The organism is Paraburkholderia sp. MM5496-R1, assembly GCF_050436205.1.
In the GTDB taxonomy this organism is placed as follows: domain Bacteria; phylum Pseudomonadota; class Gammaproteobacteria; order Burkholderiales; family Burkholderiaceae; genus Paraburkholderia; species Paraburkholderia tuberum.
The window spans coordinates 1,052,988-1,070,299 of record NZ_JBNDLT010000001.1; the positions used below are offsets into that span (position 1 = coordinate 1,052,988).

The following is a 17,312-nucleotide window of genomic DNA, read 5'->3' on the forward strand; positions in this document are numbered from 1 at the left end:
CGGCTACAGGCAAGTAATTTGTTGCATTTACTATAGGCAAGAAATTGCTTGCATGTCAAGGCGACGTGAGGGACATGCCGCAGGTTCGACACAAGCGCCGACTATCGTTTAGGAGGCGCTCAAGTACGTTTCGGCATGTTGCCGCCATGCAAAGGACCGAACAGCCGCGCACAGAGCATGCCCATCGCCAGGATACCGAGGCCGAATGGCACGGCATCACCCGTTGCCTCGATCCGAAAGTCGCCAACACGAAAAACCAGAAGATAGCCGACGACCATATTGAAGAAGCCCCACAGTACATTGACGGTCGATGACGACAGCCCTTTTCCGGACGGCTTCGCGAACGGGCTCTGAAACGGCTCGCCCATCACACCGCTGACGAAATGCGGCACGGCATTCGCGAACAGGACACCGCCGAAAAAATAAGAGACGACATGCGGCCAATCCGTTTCAGTTGCTCCTTGAATCGAGTAAATCGATGAGGTCGCGGGCTGTGCCCGTTTCGATGCCGGTTCGGATGAAGTACCTGCAAACGTTCAGGAGTCAGCGAGCCGCTGCAGCAGTTCCACCGCGGCGGCGAGCGTGGCCTGTTCTCGCGGCGATAGCTGCGCTTGCAAGGCACCGATCAGCCAGTCCTCTTTGGCCGCCCGACTTGCCTTGAGCGTTCGTCTGAACGTGGGGGTGAGATGGATAAGGGTTTTGCGTCCGTCGGTTGGATCCGCTTCGCCTTTGACGACGCCCAGCGTCTCCAGACCGGCAACGGTAATGCGCATGGACTGTGGTTTTACGCGCTGCGCTCGCGCTAGCGCGGAAACTGTGGCTGGGCCGTCGCGCTCCAGATGAAACAGCACCGACTTCTGCGCCGACGTAAAGTCGCTCGATTGCGAATGTTCTCGCGCGCGGCGAACCAGTTTGCTCACGGCAATGCGCAGTTCGCCCGCAAGGGCGGCTAGATCGGTAGATTGGGAAGACGGTGATTGTCGTGACATGCCGGGAACATAGCAGATATACAGTTTAACTGTACAAGTAAACTGAAGATATTTTCGCCGTCGAGTCCGCACGAACCCAGCATAAACAAGCGCCTGTGAGATACTTCCTCATTCACGCATAATCCCCGAGTCCACCGCGTCTCAACCGGCCCAGGCATGCAAGCCCATCCCCTCCGACTCGCGCCCGGCGACGACCTTCGCGTCGCCGTCGAAGACGCGTTTCGTCAACGCGACCTGCAAGCGGCCTTCGTCGTCCAGGGCATCGGCAGCCTCCACGTTGCGGCATTGAGGTTCGCTGGCGCGCAAGCGCCGACGGAAATTCGCGGCGACCTCGAAATATTGACCCTCGCAGGCTCCGTCTCGCCCGATGGCGCTCATCTGCACATGTCGATCGCGGATGCGCGCGGGCAGGTATTCGGCGGTCATGTGGCGCGCGGCTGCACGGTACGCACGACCGTCGAGTTGTTGCTCGTGTCGGTTCCGGGCCATTCGTTCGCGCGGGAGCCTGATCCGCAGACGGGTTTTATGGAACTCGTGATTCGCGGCGGCGGCGCTCCGCAGTCCGGCTCCTCCTGATCACGCAAAGGCGCTATCGCTTCGCGCGCCGGTAGTCGCTGAACGCCCCGCCAACATCCGCCCGCCGACCCCCACCAGCACACCCGCTGCCGTATCCAGCCCGGCCTTGCGCCGAACCGACGGATGCGAGGCGAGCAACGCCATCGCGCAGTACCACGCGCACGAAATGCCGATCGACAGCGCCACGACCGCGATATCGAGCCACAACGGCGCATGCGCGGGCACCATCAACGCAAAGATGCTGCCGTAGAACGCGATGGACTTCGGGTTCGTCATGCTGACGAAATAGCCTTTCTTCGTCGCAGCCCAGCCGGACGCGGTGCTGCCGACGTCCGCGGACAACGGCCGCCGCGCGGTCACGATCATCTTGATGCCGAGCCAGATCGACGATCAGAAAGTTGGGTCCCGGGCTCGCGACGCTTAGCAACAGGACACCCGCAAGCGCAAGCAGGAACTTGACGGAATGCAAGATGAATCCTCCGTGGCGGGCCGAGGTGTTAAGGTCTTTTTAGGGTTGGGGTGATCCATTCGACGCGCATGCGCTGTGAACCTGATTCGATTCCGCGCATGATTTTTCGCGAGTCGGCAAGCATAAAAAACGGCACGGGCTATCGCAGCCCGTGCCGTTTCGCCGGTCGGTAGTCGAATACCACCAGGCGTCATCCCAGTGAATGAATCAAGGCCTGATCCGTCGCCTGCACCGGCCTGACCTTGATCGATTGACTATAGAGCGGCGGCAGCGTCGTCAGCAGCTTGCTGCATAGCCGCGCGTGACTTCGAGAAAGGCGCGCCGAATTTTCGACAGCCCCTCGACGCGCGGCAGACACAGAGCAGCAGATAGCCGCGGTTGTCGAGCATCGCGACCGCGTGCCCCGTGCCGCCGTTCTTCAGGTCTTCGGCCACCGCTTCCTTCAGAAATGGCGCGAGCCCCGTTATCATCGACCAGCACGCCGCCAACGCTGAACGAGCCGGTGCAGTTCGCCGTCATCGCCTGGAGCACGGCCAGTGCGATCGCGGATTGCGTCGATGTAACTTTTTCAGCCATGTTGATTCATCTCTGTGGCGCGGATTGAATACCGACTGCAAAGAGAATGAGCGGAACCGGCGGTCGGATGCGCACCCATCTGGGTGGTTGGCGCCGGCATGAAAGCCGAGTGAGGGAGCAGGCGTGACGGTAGATTCTGTTACTTCGAACGCGAGAGGGAAACCCGCTCGGATTGATAGCTTGCGTGGTGCGAGCAGCGGCCGCCGCGCGGCGGCGCCGCCGTCCGTGCCGCTCGCGCCATGCCGGTCGCCGCGATCGCCGCGCCCGCACGCGGCATGACGCGCGCGTTCGCCTAGTGCGCGGCCGGCTCCTGCGTGATGGAATCCACGCGGTCGGGATAGAACGCAAGGTGCTCGCGGATCGGCGCGACAGCGTCGTATGGGTGCTCGTAGGTCCACACCGCGTTGGTGCCGCGCTCGCCGGCCGAAGGAATCGAGAAGTATGCGCATTCGCCCTTGTACGGACAATAAGTGGCGTGCGCCGTGCGTTCGAGCCGGGTCATGTCGACGTCCTTGCGCGGGATGTACAGCACGGCCAGATAGCGGGCTTCGAGCAGCGTCAATGCGTCGTGCGTATCGGCAATCACGTGACCGCCTGCCATGACGATCACGCGCGCGTGGTGGTGCTCGATCATGATTGGATGATCCGGGCCGGGGATCTTGACGGGTTTGTCGTTCGGGACCGAATGAGTGGACATAACGAGGCTCCCTGCGAAAGTGGGGCTGCGAGGTTCGTGCGTCGACGGCGATGTTCGTCGCCGAACGCCACGCAAGCGACTGAAGATCGCCCGTATTGCCGTACTACTTCCTTTCAGGTATTTCTATCACATACTAACGCAGACCTTCCAGGTGCTGTGAGCGGCGCAATGCCCGTCGGAATTGCATCAGTTGCGTGCGCGTGCTTTTGTGCAACGGGATGGCGACTTCGCGGAAGACGAACACGATCAGCCGACTGACAGGAGCGCGTCATGCTCGTTGGATATGCCGTGTATGACCCTGCAAGTGAGCCTGCAATCTCGTCGACAAATGGCGAGGTTGTTTGACTATGCCGGCGCTTCGGAAGTGTTGGTCACTTCGCGCATTTGGGGCGTGTGCCGCTCTAACCTTGAACCTGTTGTCCTGCCCTTCGCACGCACAGGTCGCGCCGAGGCAATTGTCGAGCAATACCGTGATTGGCGGCAATGTAAAGCAGCACGCAGACGCTGTGCTCGCGATCATGACTTACACGACAGTCCCGGACGTGACGACCAGTAACCTGTCGGTCAACAACGGCCTGACGGGTAATCCCGGCTTCGGGCAGACGCAATTTGGCGGCGGCTTCACCCTCAGCAGGTCGTTTCCGTTGTACATGGAGGGCACGCTCGCCTACAGCCGCTACGATCCGATCTTCATTGCCACGGATGGCGCCCAGCAGCGTGCGGTGCCGACGAAGTGGAACACCTTCAGTGGCACGGTCGGCCTGGGGTGGGATTTCCGCATCACGGACGAACTGGTGTTCCGTCCGATCTTGAACGGCACGATTGGGCGTGTCTCGAGTGACCTGAAGGTGGGGCAGACCCTCTTCAATCATGTCACCGACAGCAACCTGCAGTTCCTCGAAAACGGCTCGCTGAACGCCTACGGCTATGGCGGCTCCCTGATGCTCGACTACGAACACTACCGCGAAAACTACGAAATCGACGCCGAATTGCGGGCAACCGATATTTACCTGCGCAGCTTCGGCGGTTCGTCGGAGGCCGTTCAGGGCTCGGCCATGGCGCAGCAGGTGAGCCTATGGACGCGCTGGCGCGCGCCCACCGGCTGGCACGCGCTGGACCGGCCGGTCCGCTACGTGCTGGAAGCCGCTTACTCGCATTATTTCGGCGACAGTGCCGGCGTGCTGGGTTTCAACGACCTCACGTCGCTGGGAGTCGGCCTCGAACTCGACAGCAGCAGGTATCCCGTCATCGTCACCCGTACGCGGGCGATGGTGCGCTATGTGTTCGGTCGCAACGTGCACGGGGTGTCGTTCGGATTCGCGATGAGTTTCTAGCCAGGCCAGCTTGCCGGTCCAGCAACGAGGCTCGAACCCATGCGCGCGATCCAATGTTTCTGGTTCTCGCGCGGCCATGCGGTATAGCGCTTGCTCGGCCCAGACATGAATCGATCAAGGGAGCCGTGATGAACGACGAACCGAAACAGCCCGATGCCGGCAGGCAATCTGCCGGGCACGTTGTAGCAGAACCAGGCCCTGAACGAAGGGCCAAAACGAAGGACCTCGTGCCATGCGTACACTCGGACAGAGCCGGTCGACGAAGCGGATCGACAGCGAGCCGGACATGCGCCTGCAGACGATAGAGATTGCCGACTTCCTCGTAAGCTGGACCGTCATCCGGGATTCGGAAGGCGCTTTCCAGTGGGTCGTGGTCGTGACGGAGCGTGGCGGTGAGCATCACACGATCTTCGAGCGACGCGGGACGTGCGGCCACGTGTCATGGGACGACGCGCTCGACATCGCGGCCGAAACCGCGCGCCGCGTCGCGGCCGGGCTCGTCGAGCCGGGTGAACCGGCGAAGACGAAACAGCGGCGCGGGAGCACGCCGGGTGCATCGCGCCCGAATCGTTGATGCGCGATCGCGGGCGGCGCCCCGTGGTGTTAGTAGAATGTGCTAGTTCCATTGACGCCGCGTCTGTGCCGCGCGCCGCGACCTCGGCAGCCAATGCCGCAACGCGAGCAATACAGTCGATCCCAGCAGCAGCGTGGCGATCGGAAACGTGCCCGCGGCATTCACCGCAATGTCCATCGGGCGCTCTCCGAGCAACTGCATCCGGCGGCGCGTCATCGCGGCGCCGAGCGACTGCAGTTCGTTCTTCAGCACGCGCTCGGCGTCGGGCAGCAGGATGGTTTCCTCGTCGGCGACATGATGAGCGACTTCGCGGATCAGTTGATAAAAGAGCCCGTCGTAGGCGGCGTTTTCGGGGCCCATCCCGCGCAGCTTCGCGATCGTTGCGCGCATCTCGTCGTGCTCGGGACGGCTTTTTCTCAGTGCCTCGTCATTGCCGAGCGCGCGGCCGAGCGCCGGGTAGAAAATTTCCTCCTCGAGCTGCGCGTGGATATCGAGCGCGTCGCACACGCCGTTGACGATCGCGCGTTTGCGCCACCACGGCGTGGACGCGTGGTATCGGTGCGAAGCGGCGAGCACGTGCATATGGTCGAGGCGGATCATCGACGTAATCGACGGCGACAGCGATGAGGCGTCATTGGACATGGCGTTTCTCCAGGGAAAGGGTGCCGGCGGATACCGCATGCGCCATTCCCGCTGCCCAGCAATCGATCAACGCGGTGTCGGCTGCCGCGAGCGGAGTGCGTTGCTGCTCGTGAGGGCGCTCAACGCGGAGTCCGCGGCATCCGCCGCACGGGCGAACAGGTCGTCGACGATTCGCCGCGCCGCGCTATATCCGCCCATCAACGCATCGGCCTCGGTGTCGAACGGCCGGCTGCCTCCAATGTCGACGCGCAGCGGCGAGAACGTTGCGACCGCAGCGCCCGCCTGATAGATGTGAACCACCGCCGCGTAGCGTGTGCGTACCGCCGCGCGCCCGGCGGGGCGCAACGTGAAATCCGCCTCGACGGTCACCTCGATCGTGAACCCGTGGTATTCGTAGGTCCGCATCATCATCATGTCCTTCGTCGCGTGAGTGTGTGATCGTGCCGGTGCGCGATGATCATGCGCGACGGGCGCGGCGTTAATTGCCGCCCTGCGCGCTCGAGCGGCGCTGGCTCCGTGCTTCGAGCGTAGCGAGCCGCGCTTGCGGCTGCAGCGCCGGCGGCAGTTCGGCGTTGGCCTCGATGCGCGCGCGCCAGTAAGCCAGCGTCGCAATTCCCGTGCCCTGCCAGTCGACGCGGTCGGATTGAACGAGTTGTTCGAGGCGCTGGACAATCCCGCTGATATGCGTCAATTTCCTTGTGACGTCGTTGTGATTACGCGCGGCTTTCACAGGTTCTCTCCCCGTTTTGTTATCTCCAGCTTACTCGTCGTTCACAGTAAGTCATACCGGCTTGATGACATGTCGAAAACGCCGGATTCAGCATGCTCGCATTTGCAAAAAAAAAAGTACATCGCAGTGAGTTGTCGGAGACAGCCGCATTGTGGACAGCCCCGTCCACTCTCGCGCCGCAGTTTGCGGGACCCACATTCGACGAACCGACGCGCCGGATTGCTTCTACGCTCGACTGTTGGTGTGACGTCGTGATGACAGCGTGTGCAAATGAAGTTCGCGCCGTCGTCGGTTAGTCGGTCGACTTCTGATCTGGATCAAAATAGCAAAAGGCGGTGTGGTGATCGCGTCAGCGCTCGGGTACCCTCGTTGGAAATCCCTTTGTGCTTGGCACGATGAACGTGGTGACTATCGCGAGGGAGGGCGAAATGCCTGATGTCGGACAAGGCTCGTGCGCTACCGATGCACGCAAGCGCGGCGCATCCGCGCGTTGCGATGGTGATCGCAACGCGACTCACGCAGCGAAGAATCGGCGCGCGGCAGCGCTGCGCGGAACGCTCGTGATGACATTTGCCGTCGCCATGATGGGTGGGTGCGCGACGTCGGCCGAGCGCACCAATGTGCAGCCTTCGGGTCAACAGACGTGCAATGTGGCCGGCAAATTCTGCAACACGTTTTTCGGACCTTGACGGAAATGCTTCCAGCGCGTGTGGGCGCGCACGGCACGTTTCCTGACCGGCCCGCGTTCGTCTGCAATCGGACGACCGATGTTGGACGTGTCGCGGCGCGCGCGTTTGCTCGGGCGTGTCCATGGCCTTCAGCTTGTGGACAGCGAGCATCGGTTGGAGGAGCATGGTCGCCTGGATACGCTTGAAGGGGTATGCGCGCTCGGACAATTCCACCCCACCATTTACGCGCACGAGCGAGGCAACCAGTCGTCCTATTGCAGGAGGAAAGAAATGCTCACGCAGAAAACCAAGGACATCGTCAAGGCCACGGCCCCGGTTCTGGCCGCGCACGGCTATACGATCATTCAACGTTTCTGCAGACGGCACTTCGAGGCGCCAACACGCACGCGAGCCTCGACGTGAAGGCGGAGCACTATCCGATCGTCGGCGAATATTTACCGAAGGACGAACAGCCGGTCGCGAACTTCGAGCCGGGCCAGTACATCGGCATTGCGGTCGATGTGCCCGCGCTCGGCCTGCAGCAGATCCGGCAATACAGCTTGTCCGACGTGCCGAACGGCCATAGCTATCGAATTTCGGTCAAGCGCGAGAGCGGCGAGGCCGGGCGGCCGCCGGGCTATGTGTCGTCGCTGCTGCGCGATCACGTCGAGGTGTTCGGACTGGATCTGTTCGCTGAATGACGCATACGGTCGTGCCGCGCGACGGCTGCCCCGGAAGCGACAAGCAGGAATGCAGTCACCGTGACCGGGAGCGCGGCATGAAAGTGCACCATCTGAACTGCATTTCGACTTGCCCGCTGTGCGGCAAGCTGTTCAACGGCCACCCCGATTCGTTGATCCGCCGCGGGCATCTGACCTGCCATTGTCTGCTCGTCGAAAGTCCGGCGGGGCTCGTGCTCGTCGATACCGGTTTCGGTTTGCGCGATGTCGCCGATCCCTATTCGCGCCTCGGCAAATTCTTCCTGAGGCTGCTGAAGCCTGAGTTCCGAAATGAAATGACGGCGATCAGGCAGATCGAGCGGCTCGGTTTCGACCCGGCCGACGTGCGCCACATCGTGATGACGCACCTCGATTCCGACCATGCGGGCGGGCTCGACGACTTTCCGCACGCGACGGTGCACATGCTCGCGAGCGAGCGCCAATACGCGGCGCAGCAGAAGACGTGGCTGGACCGGCAGCGCTTCAGGCCGCAGCAGTGGTCGTATCAGAACATGTGGCGCGTGCATTCGCCGCAGTACACCGAGCGTTGGGAGGGCTTCGCCAAGGTCCATCCGATCGAAGAACTCGCGAGCGAGATCGCGCTCGTGCCGTTGCGAGGCCATACCTATGGTCACGCGGGCGTCGCGGTACACGGTGATGGCGGCTGGTTGCTGCTCGCGGGCGACGCCTATTTCGACAACGGCGAGCTCGACCCGGTGCGTCCGCATTGCGCACCCGGTTTGCGCTTCTATCAGTGGATGCTCGAAAAGGATCGCGCGGCGCGATTGTACAACCAGCGCCGCCTGCGTGATCTGGCGAAGCGGGCGAGCCCCGCGTTGACGATTTTTTGCAGCCACGACGTCGACGAATTCGAGCGGCTCGCGGGCCGTTCGGTGGCGGTGCCGGCGGAGCAGATGGCGTGATGCTCGCAGGCTTGCGAGCGCGCCCGGTGCTTCGCGGATCGCTCACGTCTTGCGCCTGGCCGAGGCACCGTGCGCGGCGGGGCGCGTTTCCTATACTGCCTTTGTCCTCCGTTCGGACTCCAGGGGACATCGTTCTCAAATGCGCTTGAGGCGACCATGCCGGTTGAAGGCTGGTGGCTCTTTTTTGCGCGAGCGCATTTCATCGATCCGGCCGCCGCAGCAGCGCGGCCGCGAGCAGGCCCGCGCCGAGCGCCACGTAGACGTTCCCGAGCGAGCGGCGCGACAGGTGCGCCTCGAATCCAGGGGTGAGCCTGTTGGGCACCACCTTGTAGTCGACCACATACGCGCTCGCCACGGTCGCGGCCGCGGCCACCGCGGTCGCGCCGGGCCGTCGTGACGGGTCGGGGCCGGCCATCCGGTCAACCAGTTGCTCGAACATCATTGCCCAGAAGATCGCGGCTGCCTGATGGATCGCGAAGCCGGTCACCGTATGCCGGAGGCTGAAGCCGCGTTCACGCAGCGCGCGTTGCGGCCACAGGCAGTGGGTGACGGCATTGATCGGCGCGAGCGGGCTGCCCGATGCGTCCGTGGATGCCGCCGCGGCTGTCGCCGCCGACACGCAGCCGGCCAACAGCCCCGATGGGACGGCTCGGCGGAGCGTCGCACGGGTGGCCTGATACCACGGAGAACCGATTTTGTACTCGAGCGTTTTCATGGCAGGGCTCCGGTTCGGGCGCGCAAACGCGCGCCCCATGATCGCGGACAGCGGTACGCGCGAGGAGCGGCATGGCGCGTTCCGCGCGGACGATGCGCAGGAATGCCGGCCGAAAATCGTGGCCCCCACTGCGATACGCAGTGCGCTTCATCGACGACGACGAGTTCGATGCGTTGCCGAGAACGCGCCCGCAATGACGCTGCGGATGATGTCCCGTTGGCCGGGGCGCAGCCGACTGATCCCGAACACTTCGCGCAACGTCCTGCGCATCGCGTTCAGACGGGCGGACGTGTCGCGCGGGATGGAGGTGTCGGTCATGAAGTTGGCGGTTGGCTTGCGGCACGGCGAGTCAGCCTGCGGATAGCAAACATCGTACCGCGACCGGGCGCCGCAGCGGGAACGCCGTGTGCTGGTACGTCATGACGTGATATTTACGGCCAAACGGGTGGACTCATGAACAAGGAAGACAAAAGCGACGCGTATCCCTACGCCTCGGGCGGATGGGGGTCGGTCAAGGCGGTGGCGACGATCCTGCTGCAGGAAAAAGCACCGCTGAAGGATAGCCAGGTTCTGATGCATCAGAATAAGCCCGACGGTTTCATGTGTGTGAGCTGCTCGTGGGCGAAGCCGGCCGATCCGCATACGTTCGAGTTTTGCGAAAGCGGTGCGAAAGCGACCGCGTGGGATCTGACGGCCAAACGCGTAACGCCCGATTTCTTCGAGGTCCACACGGTCAGCGAGCTCGCCAAATGGCACGACCACGATCTCGAGGAAGCGGGGCGGTTGACCGAGCCGCTGCGCTACGACCCGCCTACCGACCGCTACGTGCCGGTGCCGTGGCAGCAAGCATTCGATGCGATCGGCGCCGAGCTGCGCACGCTGGACCCGGCCAGCGTGGTGTTCTACACCTCGGGCCGCGCTTCACTGGAGACCTCGTACATGCTGCAGCTTTTCGCGCGCATGTACGGCACCAACAATCTGCCCGACAGCTCGAACATGTGCCACGAAAGCACCAGCGTCGGCCTCAAGGAAGCGATTGGCGTGGGCGTCGGTACAGTCTCGCTCGACGACTTCGAGAAGACCGACCTGATGTTCTTCTTCGGCCAGAACGTCGGCACCAATAGTCCGCGCATGCTGCATCAGTTGCAGGACGCGCGCAAACGCGGCGTGCCGATCATCACGTTCAATCCGCTACGCGAGCCGGGGCTGCTGCATTTCGCAAACCCGCAGTCAGCGTTGGAGATGCTCACACCCACCGATACGCAGATCAGCACGCAATACCACCAGGTGAAGACGGGTGGCGATAGCGCCGCGATCCTCGGCATCTGCAAGCTCGTCATCGAAGCGGACGATCGCGCGGTGAGCACGGGCGACGCGCGCGTCGTCGACGTCGATTTCATCCGCGAGCATACGAACGGCTATGAGCAATTCGCTCAGTACGCGCGCGACGCGAACTGGGACGACATCGAGCGAGTGAGCGGATTGCCGCGCGACGCGCTCCAGGCAGCCGCCGACGAGTACATGAAGGCGAACGCGGTGATCATCCATTACGGCATGGGTCTCACGCAGCATCGGATGGGCGTGCAGAACGTGCGCATGCTGTGCAATCTGCTGCTGCTGCGCGGCAATATCGGCAAGCCGGGCGCCGGGCCGTCGCCGGTGCGCGGGCATTCGAACGTGCAGGGGCAGCGCACGGTCGGCATTACCGAAAAGCCGGAGCTCGCGCCGCTCGATCAACTGGCCAGCCAGTTTTCGTTCGAGCCGCCGCGCGAGAAAGGCATGAACATCGTCGAGGCCTTCGAGGCGATGCTCGACGGCAAGGTCAACGCGATGATCAACCTCGGCGGCAACCTCGTGCGCTCGGTGCCCGACCGGGTGCGCACCGAACCGGCGTGGGCCGCGCTCGGGTTGACCGTCAACGTGGCGACCAAGCTCAATCGCAGCCACTTGGTGCACGGCCAGCGCTCGTATCTGCTGCCGTGTCTGAGCCGCATCGAGATCGACCGGCAGGCGGGCGGCGCGCAGGCGGTGTCGATGGAAGACAGCACGGCGCACTTTCATGGCTCGCGTGGCATGGCCGAACCGGCCGCGCCGACGATCCGCTCGGAGCCGTTCATCGTCGCGGGCATCGCGAAGGCGACGCTCGGCGAGCGCTCGAGCGTCGACTGGGATGCATGGCGCGACGACTATTCGCGCGTGCGTCTGGAGATGTCGAAGACATGGCCCGAGATGTTCGGTGATTTCGAGGCGCGCATGTGGACACCCGGCGGCGTGATCCGGCCGCTGCCGGCGCGGGAGCGCAAGTGGAAGACCAAAAGCGGCAAGGCCGAATTCATGGTGCCGACTGCGATCGGCGAAGATCCGGACATGCCCGCGCGTGAGCCCGATTCGCTGCGGTTGATGACCTTGCGCAGTGACAGCCAGTTCAACACGACCATCTATGGCCTCGACGACCGCTTCAGAGGCATCAAGGGTTCGCGCATGGTGATTCTGATGAATCGGGCCGACATGGAGAAGCGCGGACTCGCGCACGGCGACCGCATCTGCCTCGAGACGATCGCGGACGACGGCGTCGAGCGGCACGTCGACGGACTGACCGTCGTGCCGTTCGACGTGCCGCAGGGATGCATCGGCGGCTATTACCCGGAATGCAATCCGCTGCTGCCGCTATGGCACTACGCGAAAGAGAGCAAGGTGCCGGGCGCGAAGTCGATTCCGGTGCGCGTACTGGCGGCCACGCGGTGATCAGTGCTTCGTAGATACAAAGAGGCCGGCATCGTTACCGGTGCCGGCCGCTGAATTACACCCGGGCAGCGCGTGAAGGGCATGATAAGCGCGTGCCCATCTCCATCATAGTCGGGCCAGCGGCCCGCAACGCGTGATGTCCGTTACCCGGCATTGAAGGACAGCGCACGACGCCACATAGTGTTCGGATACTGCGACGTCGCCTACGGATTCGGGGACAGCGTTTCTCCAGAAGCGTTCATGGCATTCCATCGCTGCCTCCGGGCTGCGGTTCGATTTGCCGGCAACCCGGCATCGTCCGTTTCATCGCGTCGGCAGCCCCCGCACGCGACACGCAGTCCATGCGCGATGTCCGCGACCTGTGCGCGCGCCTCATCGAATTGCTGAGGAAGGGTTGAGAGCAGTCCATTGCTCAACCAACCACGGTCTCGCGGCCAGCGATCTGCCGGCGTCATGAACGAATCGCCGGCAAACGCCGTCGTGCATCACATGCGCCTACGGTGATGAACAGAATCCGGGTAGCCGCGACAATCGCCGGTCTCCCAGGTATGGCTGCGCGGGTTGCGCAGCCATACGGGGTTATTTCGAAAGCTGGGTCGGGACTTGCGTCGACGCTTGTGTCGGAAGTTGCGGAATCTGCGGAAGCTGTGGAGGTTGCGGAAGCTGCGGCCCACCCTGTGAAAGCTGCTTCGTGGACGGTTGCACGGCGGACGCTGGCTGCTGCGACGGCAATTGCTGCGGCAGATTGCTTTGCGCAAGCACCGATGTGCTGGTAAGGAAGGCGAACAGTACAAGGAAGATCTTTTTCATTTCAATTCTCTACAGTTCAATTCTCTACAGTTGGTTGTCTTGATTTTGATGCGATTAGCAGCCGCGAGCCGTATCAACGCGCGGCCAAGATTGCCTTGTAACGCCAGGACGCTGTTGCGGTACTGAAGTCGACGGGGCTACCCGACGCTACGTTGTCTGACGGGAGGAAAGCCGACGAACTAGTCACCCCGCCGTAGTTGTTGAACGCTTGCCGCTGGGCTTCCACGCGGGCTAACACCGCCTGAAAGTCCATTGCATGTTGTGTATTGGCGTCCGTGTGGTCATGGTAGCTGACCGTTTGACGCTGAACCGGTTGCACAGCCGCTTGCTCCCAGGTTTGGGGACCGCTGCTGCTAGCGAATGCGGCGGTCGAGAAGGACAAGATCGACGCGACAACAGGGACGGGGATGAAGGTCTTCGACTTTGGCATGATCAGACTCAATATCGAGCGTCGGATTCAGGAGACGCGGTGTTTGGGGAACAACGGTCTGGCGAGGCATGAGTGCTGTTTGCCAGTTCGTTGGTGCCAGTCTAGTCATTTACGGTCGGCTTACAAGCATCTACGGGGCAACGGATAGTTGCCGTCGCTGCAAGGTTGTAGCCGATTGCGCTGAAGCAGTGCGTGCTTCTTTAGTGTGTCCGGAGGCAGGGACGGTGCGGGCTGTCTGAATGACACGCAGCAATTCGCTTCGACGGTATCCGCTGGTCGTTACACAAACGAGATCAGCCGTCGAGCATGCGCGCTTCCATCGCCGTTCGTCGACAAGACGCTACGTGGGTATCGGAATACGTCCGCAAACCGTGTATTGAAGATCTCGCAACTCATAATTGCGCGCGTCGAATGGCGGCGCGCTTTGCTTATACTGCGTCCACACGAAACAGGCTTCGTTTTTACGCAGGAATACTTATGGCACACCAACTTACGCTCCACGCCGGTTCATCGAACACGGACGTCATTCACGACATCGTTCAGCACGCGTTGCGCAGCGCAGCTACGGCCTCCACCACGAATGGAGCTATCGATGTGCTTGGTCAGGCGCTACTCGAGGTCGAGCGCCTCGCCGCGCACCCGAGCGTCCTGGCGCACTGAGCCCGCTGCGCGTCCGCGAACTGGCCGGGAGCCGGACCGGCAGCGCAGCGCACGGCGTACCGCCGATGGCGGATGCAGCGCGGCTCGATCTTTACAATCAATATTGACCGATCGCGCGAATGTGATAATATTATCACATAGTGGCTCGTCCCCGAAGTTGCTGTAGGCGAGTCGCCGCAATGCCAGCGCACGCTGAATCAACCGTGGAGATGTCACCCATGACTGCTCAACCAGACCTGAACGATTCGCTGCATCGGCGGCAGGAATGACGCGCCGATCGCGCTTCTTTTTCGCCTTGCTGTGCTCGTTCCCGCTTGTTGCGACGGTCTGCGGTTGTTCCACGACCGTGACGCCCACGCCGCGCGTCATCGCGATTGTCGTTCCCGCGATGCCAGCACCAGCAATGATGTCGCCGCCCGATCCGATGGTGCGTCCATTGTGGATCGAAGTCACCGGGCAACCCGGCGGCCAATCGCGGACAGGCACCAGCAAACCGGCGACGCCGCAAGACCCGTCGCGCCAGCACGGTGACGACAGGCGTACCCACAGCGCGGCTAGCGGCGCGACGCCGATCTGACGGATGCGCCGCGCGGCGACCAGGCATCGCCGGCTCCTGCGGTTAAGACGGACACTTCCGCCGATGCTTCGGCTCAACGACGAAAGCCACTCGATCACTCGCCCAGTGGGGGCGCTTATGACTGTATACCATCGTCAATCTCTGTTTTGGGGCGCCGTTGCGCTAGCGGCCGGCGTGTTGCTGTGGAACCTGCGTGCCGTTCTCACGCCGTTTCTGCTCGGTGCGCTCGTCGCATACATTTTGCAGCCGGGCGTGGAGTGGCTGGTACGCCATCGCATTCCGCGCGGCCTTGCGGCGCTGGTGATGATGTCTTTGTTTGCTCTGTCCGTCGCACTCGTCATGCTGCTCATGTGCGTAGTTATCCAGAAGGAAGGGCCGGAACTCATCAGGCAAATTCCATTTATCGTCGCCAAACTCGATGGATGGCTGAAGCCGCGTCTGGCTTTTCTGGGGCTGGATTATTCGCTCGATGTGACGAATATCCGCGAGGTGCTGGCGGCCCGTCTCAAAGCGGACGGGCAGGGCGCGATGCTTGCCGTATGGCAGTACCTGCGCACCAGCAGCAACGTGATGATCAATGTCGTGAGCAATGCGGTGCTGATGCCACTCGTCCTGTTCTATCTGCTCTACGACAGGCACGAGGCGTTCGAGCGCATGGCGAGCTTCGTGCCGCGGCGCTGGCTCGGCAAGACACGGGAATTCGTCGGAGAGATCGATTGCATGATGTCGCAGTACCTGCGCGGGCAACTGCTGGTGATTGCAGTGCTCGCGGTGTTCTACCCGACTGTGCTGACGATTGCAGGGTTGGATCTGGCGGTGCCCGTCGGTCTGTTTAGCGCGCTTGCCGTATTCGTTCCCTACATCGGCTTTGCGACCGGCCTCGCGTTCGCGCTCCTCGCGGCGCTGCTGCAATTCGGTGACTGGTATGGCCTCGCCGTGGTGGTCGCGGTGTATGGCGTCGGCCAGATTCTTGAAAGCTTTGTGCTGACGCCGAGACTGGTTGGCGAGCGCATCGGCCTTCATCCGCTCGCGGTCATCTTTGCGTTGCTGGCGTTTGGGCGGCTGTTCGGATTCTTCGGCGTGCTGCTCGCGTTGCCGGTCAGCGCCATCCTCGCATCGGCATTGCGGGAACTGCGCCACCGCTATCTCGCGAGTGCGCTTTACCAGGGCTGACCGGCATCGCGATCGCCCGATTCGATGTCCGGGCACCTGCCCCGCCTACCCACCAACCCGACACTGCACCGGGCGGCCGCACCTGCGATGGCGCGGAAACGCCGCGCTAGTTGCACTGTCACGGCAAGGTCGGAGCATCGGGAACGGTGGGCAGTGGACGTCGCGCGATCCGCTCGGCCTCTACACGTGTGAGACCGAACGCCTGCAACACAATGGCGGCGGTTCGCTGGGCAAACTTCTCCTCCTTCGAGCGAAGCACCTTTCGCGCACGAACGGTCCGCTTCGACGAGATGGCCAGTTGCAGTTCGGCGGCAATTCCCGCGAGCACCGTGCCAATCACGGTGATAACGGACATGAACCGGTCCGCGATCACAAAACGCCTTTCTGAAATGCCCTTCTCGCTATCGCGCAGCAGGCGCAGGCCGAGACCCCTGCTGAGCAGGCGCGGCGACAAACCTTCGCGAATGAGAAGTTGCCCCCAAACTGGCTCGCGGTAGGCCCGCAGGAGCGTGTGACGGACTGAGACGGCGATCACTTCCGCTGGATCGGACAACCCCGCGGCGAGGCGATCGAGCGTATCCGCAAATTCCTCGAACAGCCATTCGATGAGCGCCGTGAAGATGCCTTCCTTGGATTCGAAGTGGTTATAGAAGGAGCCGAACCCGACGTCGGCTGCCTCGGTGATTTCGTTAATCGTGACGGAGCTCAAACCCTTGGCCGCCACCAGTTTCAGCGCAGCGTCGAGCAGGCGCGCGCGCGTCTCGCGTTTGCGACGGGCACCGCGCGGATAGCTTCGATTGATCGCGTCGCGGGACGCACTTGGCGCCTTGAGAGAGCGTCCGCGGCTCGCGCGCGGTTTGGGGGCTTGTGGCATGTCGGCTCCGTAGTCGTGGTTATTCGAAGTCTGGATTCTAGATTTGTATGTCATAGTTGACAATATACTCAGTAATGGGTCTAATGTCACCCGCGCCGCCGACAACCGGACGTACGAAGGACCCAACGATGCCGACGGAGCGAAAAAATTCCGTTAGCGGTCGATCGCAAGTCCTCGGCCAGAACTGACAGACCAGACAGACCAGCAGATCACCGGGCGGTAGGCATGAACGGGCGCTGCCCCACGTACTGGTTGCGTGGAGGCACATCGAGCTGGCAAGTACCGACATGCACGTCGATAAGTAGGACTAACGTATCAACGAAGCTTGTTTTATGCGTCCGCGCTGATAGCGAACCGTGCTTGCTGGCACTCGGGTTTGCACGGCATCGGGAAACTTTCTTACCAGGGTTATCACCCGTCTTGTGAACATC

General features: G+C 62.4%; 18 protein-coding genes and 2 pseudogenes. 7 read left to right on the forward strand and 13 right to left on the reverse strand.

Annotation, left to right across the window (positions count from 1 at the left end; all coding sequences use genetic code 11):
- Positions 1-119 precede the first annotated feature (119 nt).
- On the reverse strand, positions 120-392 hold the full coding sequence (locus OKW38_RS05205; protein WP_429360300.1) for a hypothetical protein: 273 nt from the start codon (positions 390-392) through the stop codon (positions 120-122).
- Positions 393-536: 144 nt separating this feature from the next.
- Positions 537-989: a MarR family winged helix-turn-helix transcriptional regulator gene (locus OKW38_RS05210; RefSeq protein WP_090810567.1), complete on the reverse strand. Its 453-nt coding sequence runs from the start codon at positions 987-989 to the stop codon at positions 537-539.
- Between the two features lie 156 nt (positions 990-1,145).
- On the opposite strand from OKW38_RS05210, the gene OKW38_RS05215 reads away from it, so the two are divergent.
- Positions 1,146-1,565: a PPC domain-containing DNA-binding protein gene (locus OKW38_RS05215; RefSeq protein ID WP_429360302.1), complete on the forward strand. Its 420-nt coding sequence runs from the start codon at positions 1,146-1,148 to the stop codon at positions 1,563-1,565.
- On the opposite strand, the pseudogene OKW38_RS05220 reads toward OKW38_RS05215, so the two are convergent.
- From OKW38_RS05220 to OKW38_RS05230, 3 genes and pseudogenes are all read right to left on the reverse strand, one after another.
- Positions 1,566-2,037 (reverse strand): annotated as a pseudogene (locus tag OKW38_RS05220) (LysE family translocator).
- A gap of 251 nt (positions 2,038-2,288) precedes the next feature.
- Positions 2,289-2,504, reverse strand: a complete 216-nt coding sequence (locus OKW38_RS05225; protein ID WP_429360303.1) for a hypothetical protein — start codon at positions 2,502-2,504, stop codon at positions 2,289-2,291.
- A gap of 398 nt (positions 2,505-2,902) precedes the next feature.
- Positions 2,903-3,307: a DUF427 domain-containing protein gene (locus OKW38_RS05230; protein WP_184059155.1), complete on the reverse strand. Its 405-nt coding sequence runs from the start codon at positions 3,305-3,307 to the stop codon at positions 2,903-2,905.
- A 347-nt stretch (positions 3,308-3,654) separates the two neighbouring features.
- Here OKW38_RS05230 and OKW38_RS05235 point away from each other — a divergent pair, with 347 nt between their 5' ends.
- Both OKW38_RS05235 and OKW38_RS05240 read left to right on the forward strand, forming a co-directional pair.
- Positions 3,655-4,641 (forward strand): hypothetical protein, encoded by a 987-nt coding sequence (locus OKW38_RS05235; RefSeq protein ID WP_090810559.1) that lies wholly within the window; start codon positions 3,655-3,657, stop codon positions 4,639-4,641.
- 232 nt (positions 4,642-4,873) lie between these two features.
- The gene (locus OKW38_RS05240) at positions 4,874-5,215 is read left to right on the forward strand and encodes a hypothetical protein (RefSeq protein ID WP_429360305.1); all 342 of its coding nucleotides are present in this window, start codon (positions 4,874-4,876) and stop codon (positions 5,213-5,215) included.
- Positions 5,216-5,257: 42 nt separating this feature from the next.
- On the opposite strand, the gene OKW38_RS05245 is transcribed toward OKW38_RS05240, so the two are convergent.
- From OKW38_RS05245 to OKW38_RS05255, 3 genes are all read right to left on the reverse strand, one after another.
- Entirely contained in the window at positions 5,258-5,857 is a 600-nt protein-coding gene (locus tag OKW38_RS05245) for a hemerythrin domain-containing protein (protein WP_090810555.1), read from the reverse strand.
- A gap of 66 nt (positions 5,858-5,923) precedes the next feature.
- Positions 5,924-6,265 carry a hypothetical protein gene (locus OKW38_RS05250; RefSeq protein WP_244144712.1) on the reverse strand — a complete coding sequence of 114 codons (342 nt, stop codon included), beginning with the start codon at positions 6,263-6,265 and terminating at the stop codon, positions 5,924-5,926.
- Between the two features lie 70 nt (positions 6,266-6,335).
- Positions 6,336-6,587 carry a hypothetical protein gene (locus tag OKW38_RS05255; RefSeq protein WP_429360307.1) on the reverse strand — a complete coding sequence of 84 codons (252 nt, stop codon included), beginning with the start codon at positions 6,585-6,587 and terminating at the stop codon, positions 6,336-6,338.
- Positions 6,588-7,546: 959 nt separating this feature from the next.
- On the opposite strand from OKW38_RS05255, the pseudogene OKW38_RS05260 reads away from it, so the two are divergent.
- Both OKW38_RS05260 and OKW38_RS05265 read left to right on the forward strand, forming a co-directional pair.
- Positions 7,547-7,929: pseudogene (locus OKW38_RS05260) on the forward strand (hypothetical protein); the annotation flags it as partial.
- Between the two features lie 104 nt (positions 7,930-8,033).
- Complete coding sequence (locus OKW38_RS05265; RefSeq protein WP_184059149.1) at positions 8,034-8,897, forward strand: MBL fold metallo-hydrolase; 864 nt, start codon at positions 8,034-8,036, stop codon at positions 8,895-8,897.
- A 199-nt stretch (positions 8,898-9,096) separates the two neighbouring features.
- On the opposite strand, the gene OKW38_RS05270 is transcribed toward OKW38_RS05265, so the two are convergent.
- On the reverse strand, positions 9,097-9,612 hold the full coding sequence (locus OKW38_RS05270; RefSeq protein ID WP_429360309.1) for a hypothetical protein: 516 nt from the start codon (positions 9,610-9,612) through the stop codon (positions 9,097-9,099).
- A gap of 147 nt (positions 9,613-9,759) precedes the next feature.
- Positions 9,760-9,930 (reverse strand): hypothetical protein, encoded by a 171-nt coding sequence (locus tag OKW38_RS05275; RefSeq protein WP_429360311.1) that lies wholly within the window; start codon positions 9,928-9,930, stop codon positions 9,760-9,762.
- Positions 9,931-10,065: 135 nt separating this feature from the next.
- Here OKW38_RS05275 and OKW38_RS05280 point away from each other — a divergent pair, with 135 nt between their 5' ends.
- Positions 10,066-12,357, forward strand: coding sequence for an FdhF/YdeP family oxidoreductase (locus OKW38_RS05280; RefSeq protein ID WP_429360313.1), 2,292 nt, complete (start codon positions 10,066-10,068; stop codon positions 12,355-12,357).
- A 579-nt stretch (positions 12,358-12,936) separates the two neighbouring features.
- Here the strand turns inward: OKW38_RS05280 and OKW38_RS05285 are convergent.
- Together OKW38_RS05285 and OKW38_RS05290 are read right to left on the reverse strand one after the other, a co-directional pair.
- Positions 12,937-13,167, reverse strand: coding sequence for a hypothetical protein (locus OKW38_RS05285; protein WP_429360315.1), 231 nt, complete (start codon positions 13,165-13,167; stop codon positions 12,937-12,939).
- Between the two features lie 1,039 nt (positions 13,168-14,206).
- Entirely contained in the window at positions 14,207-14,710 is a 504-nt protein-coding gene (locus OKW38_RS05290) for a hypothetical protein (RefSeq protein WP_429360317.1), read from the reverse strand.
- Positions 14,711-14,951: 241 nt separating this feature from the next.
- Between OKW38_RS05290 and OKW38_RS05295 the strand changes: the two genes are divergently transcribed.
- Complete coding sequence (locus OKW38_RS05295) at positions 14,952-16,007, forward strand: AI-2E family transporter (RefSeq protein ID WP_090811795.1); 1,056 nt, start codon at positions 14,952-14,954, stop codon at positions 16,005-16,007.
- Between the two features lie 118 nt (positions 16,008-16,125).
- Here the strand turns inward: OKW38_RS05295 and OKW38_RS05300 are convergent, their stop codons facing one another.
- Positions 16,126-16,881 carry a TetR/AcrR family transcriptional regulator gene (locus OKW38_RS05300; RefSeq protein WP_429332546.1) on the reverse strand — a complete coding sequence of 252 codons (756 nt, stop codon included), beginning with the start codon at positions 16,879-16,881 and terminating at the stop codon, positions 16,126-16,128.
- Positions 16,882-17,312: the final 431 nt, after the last annotated feature.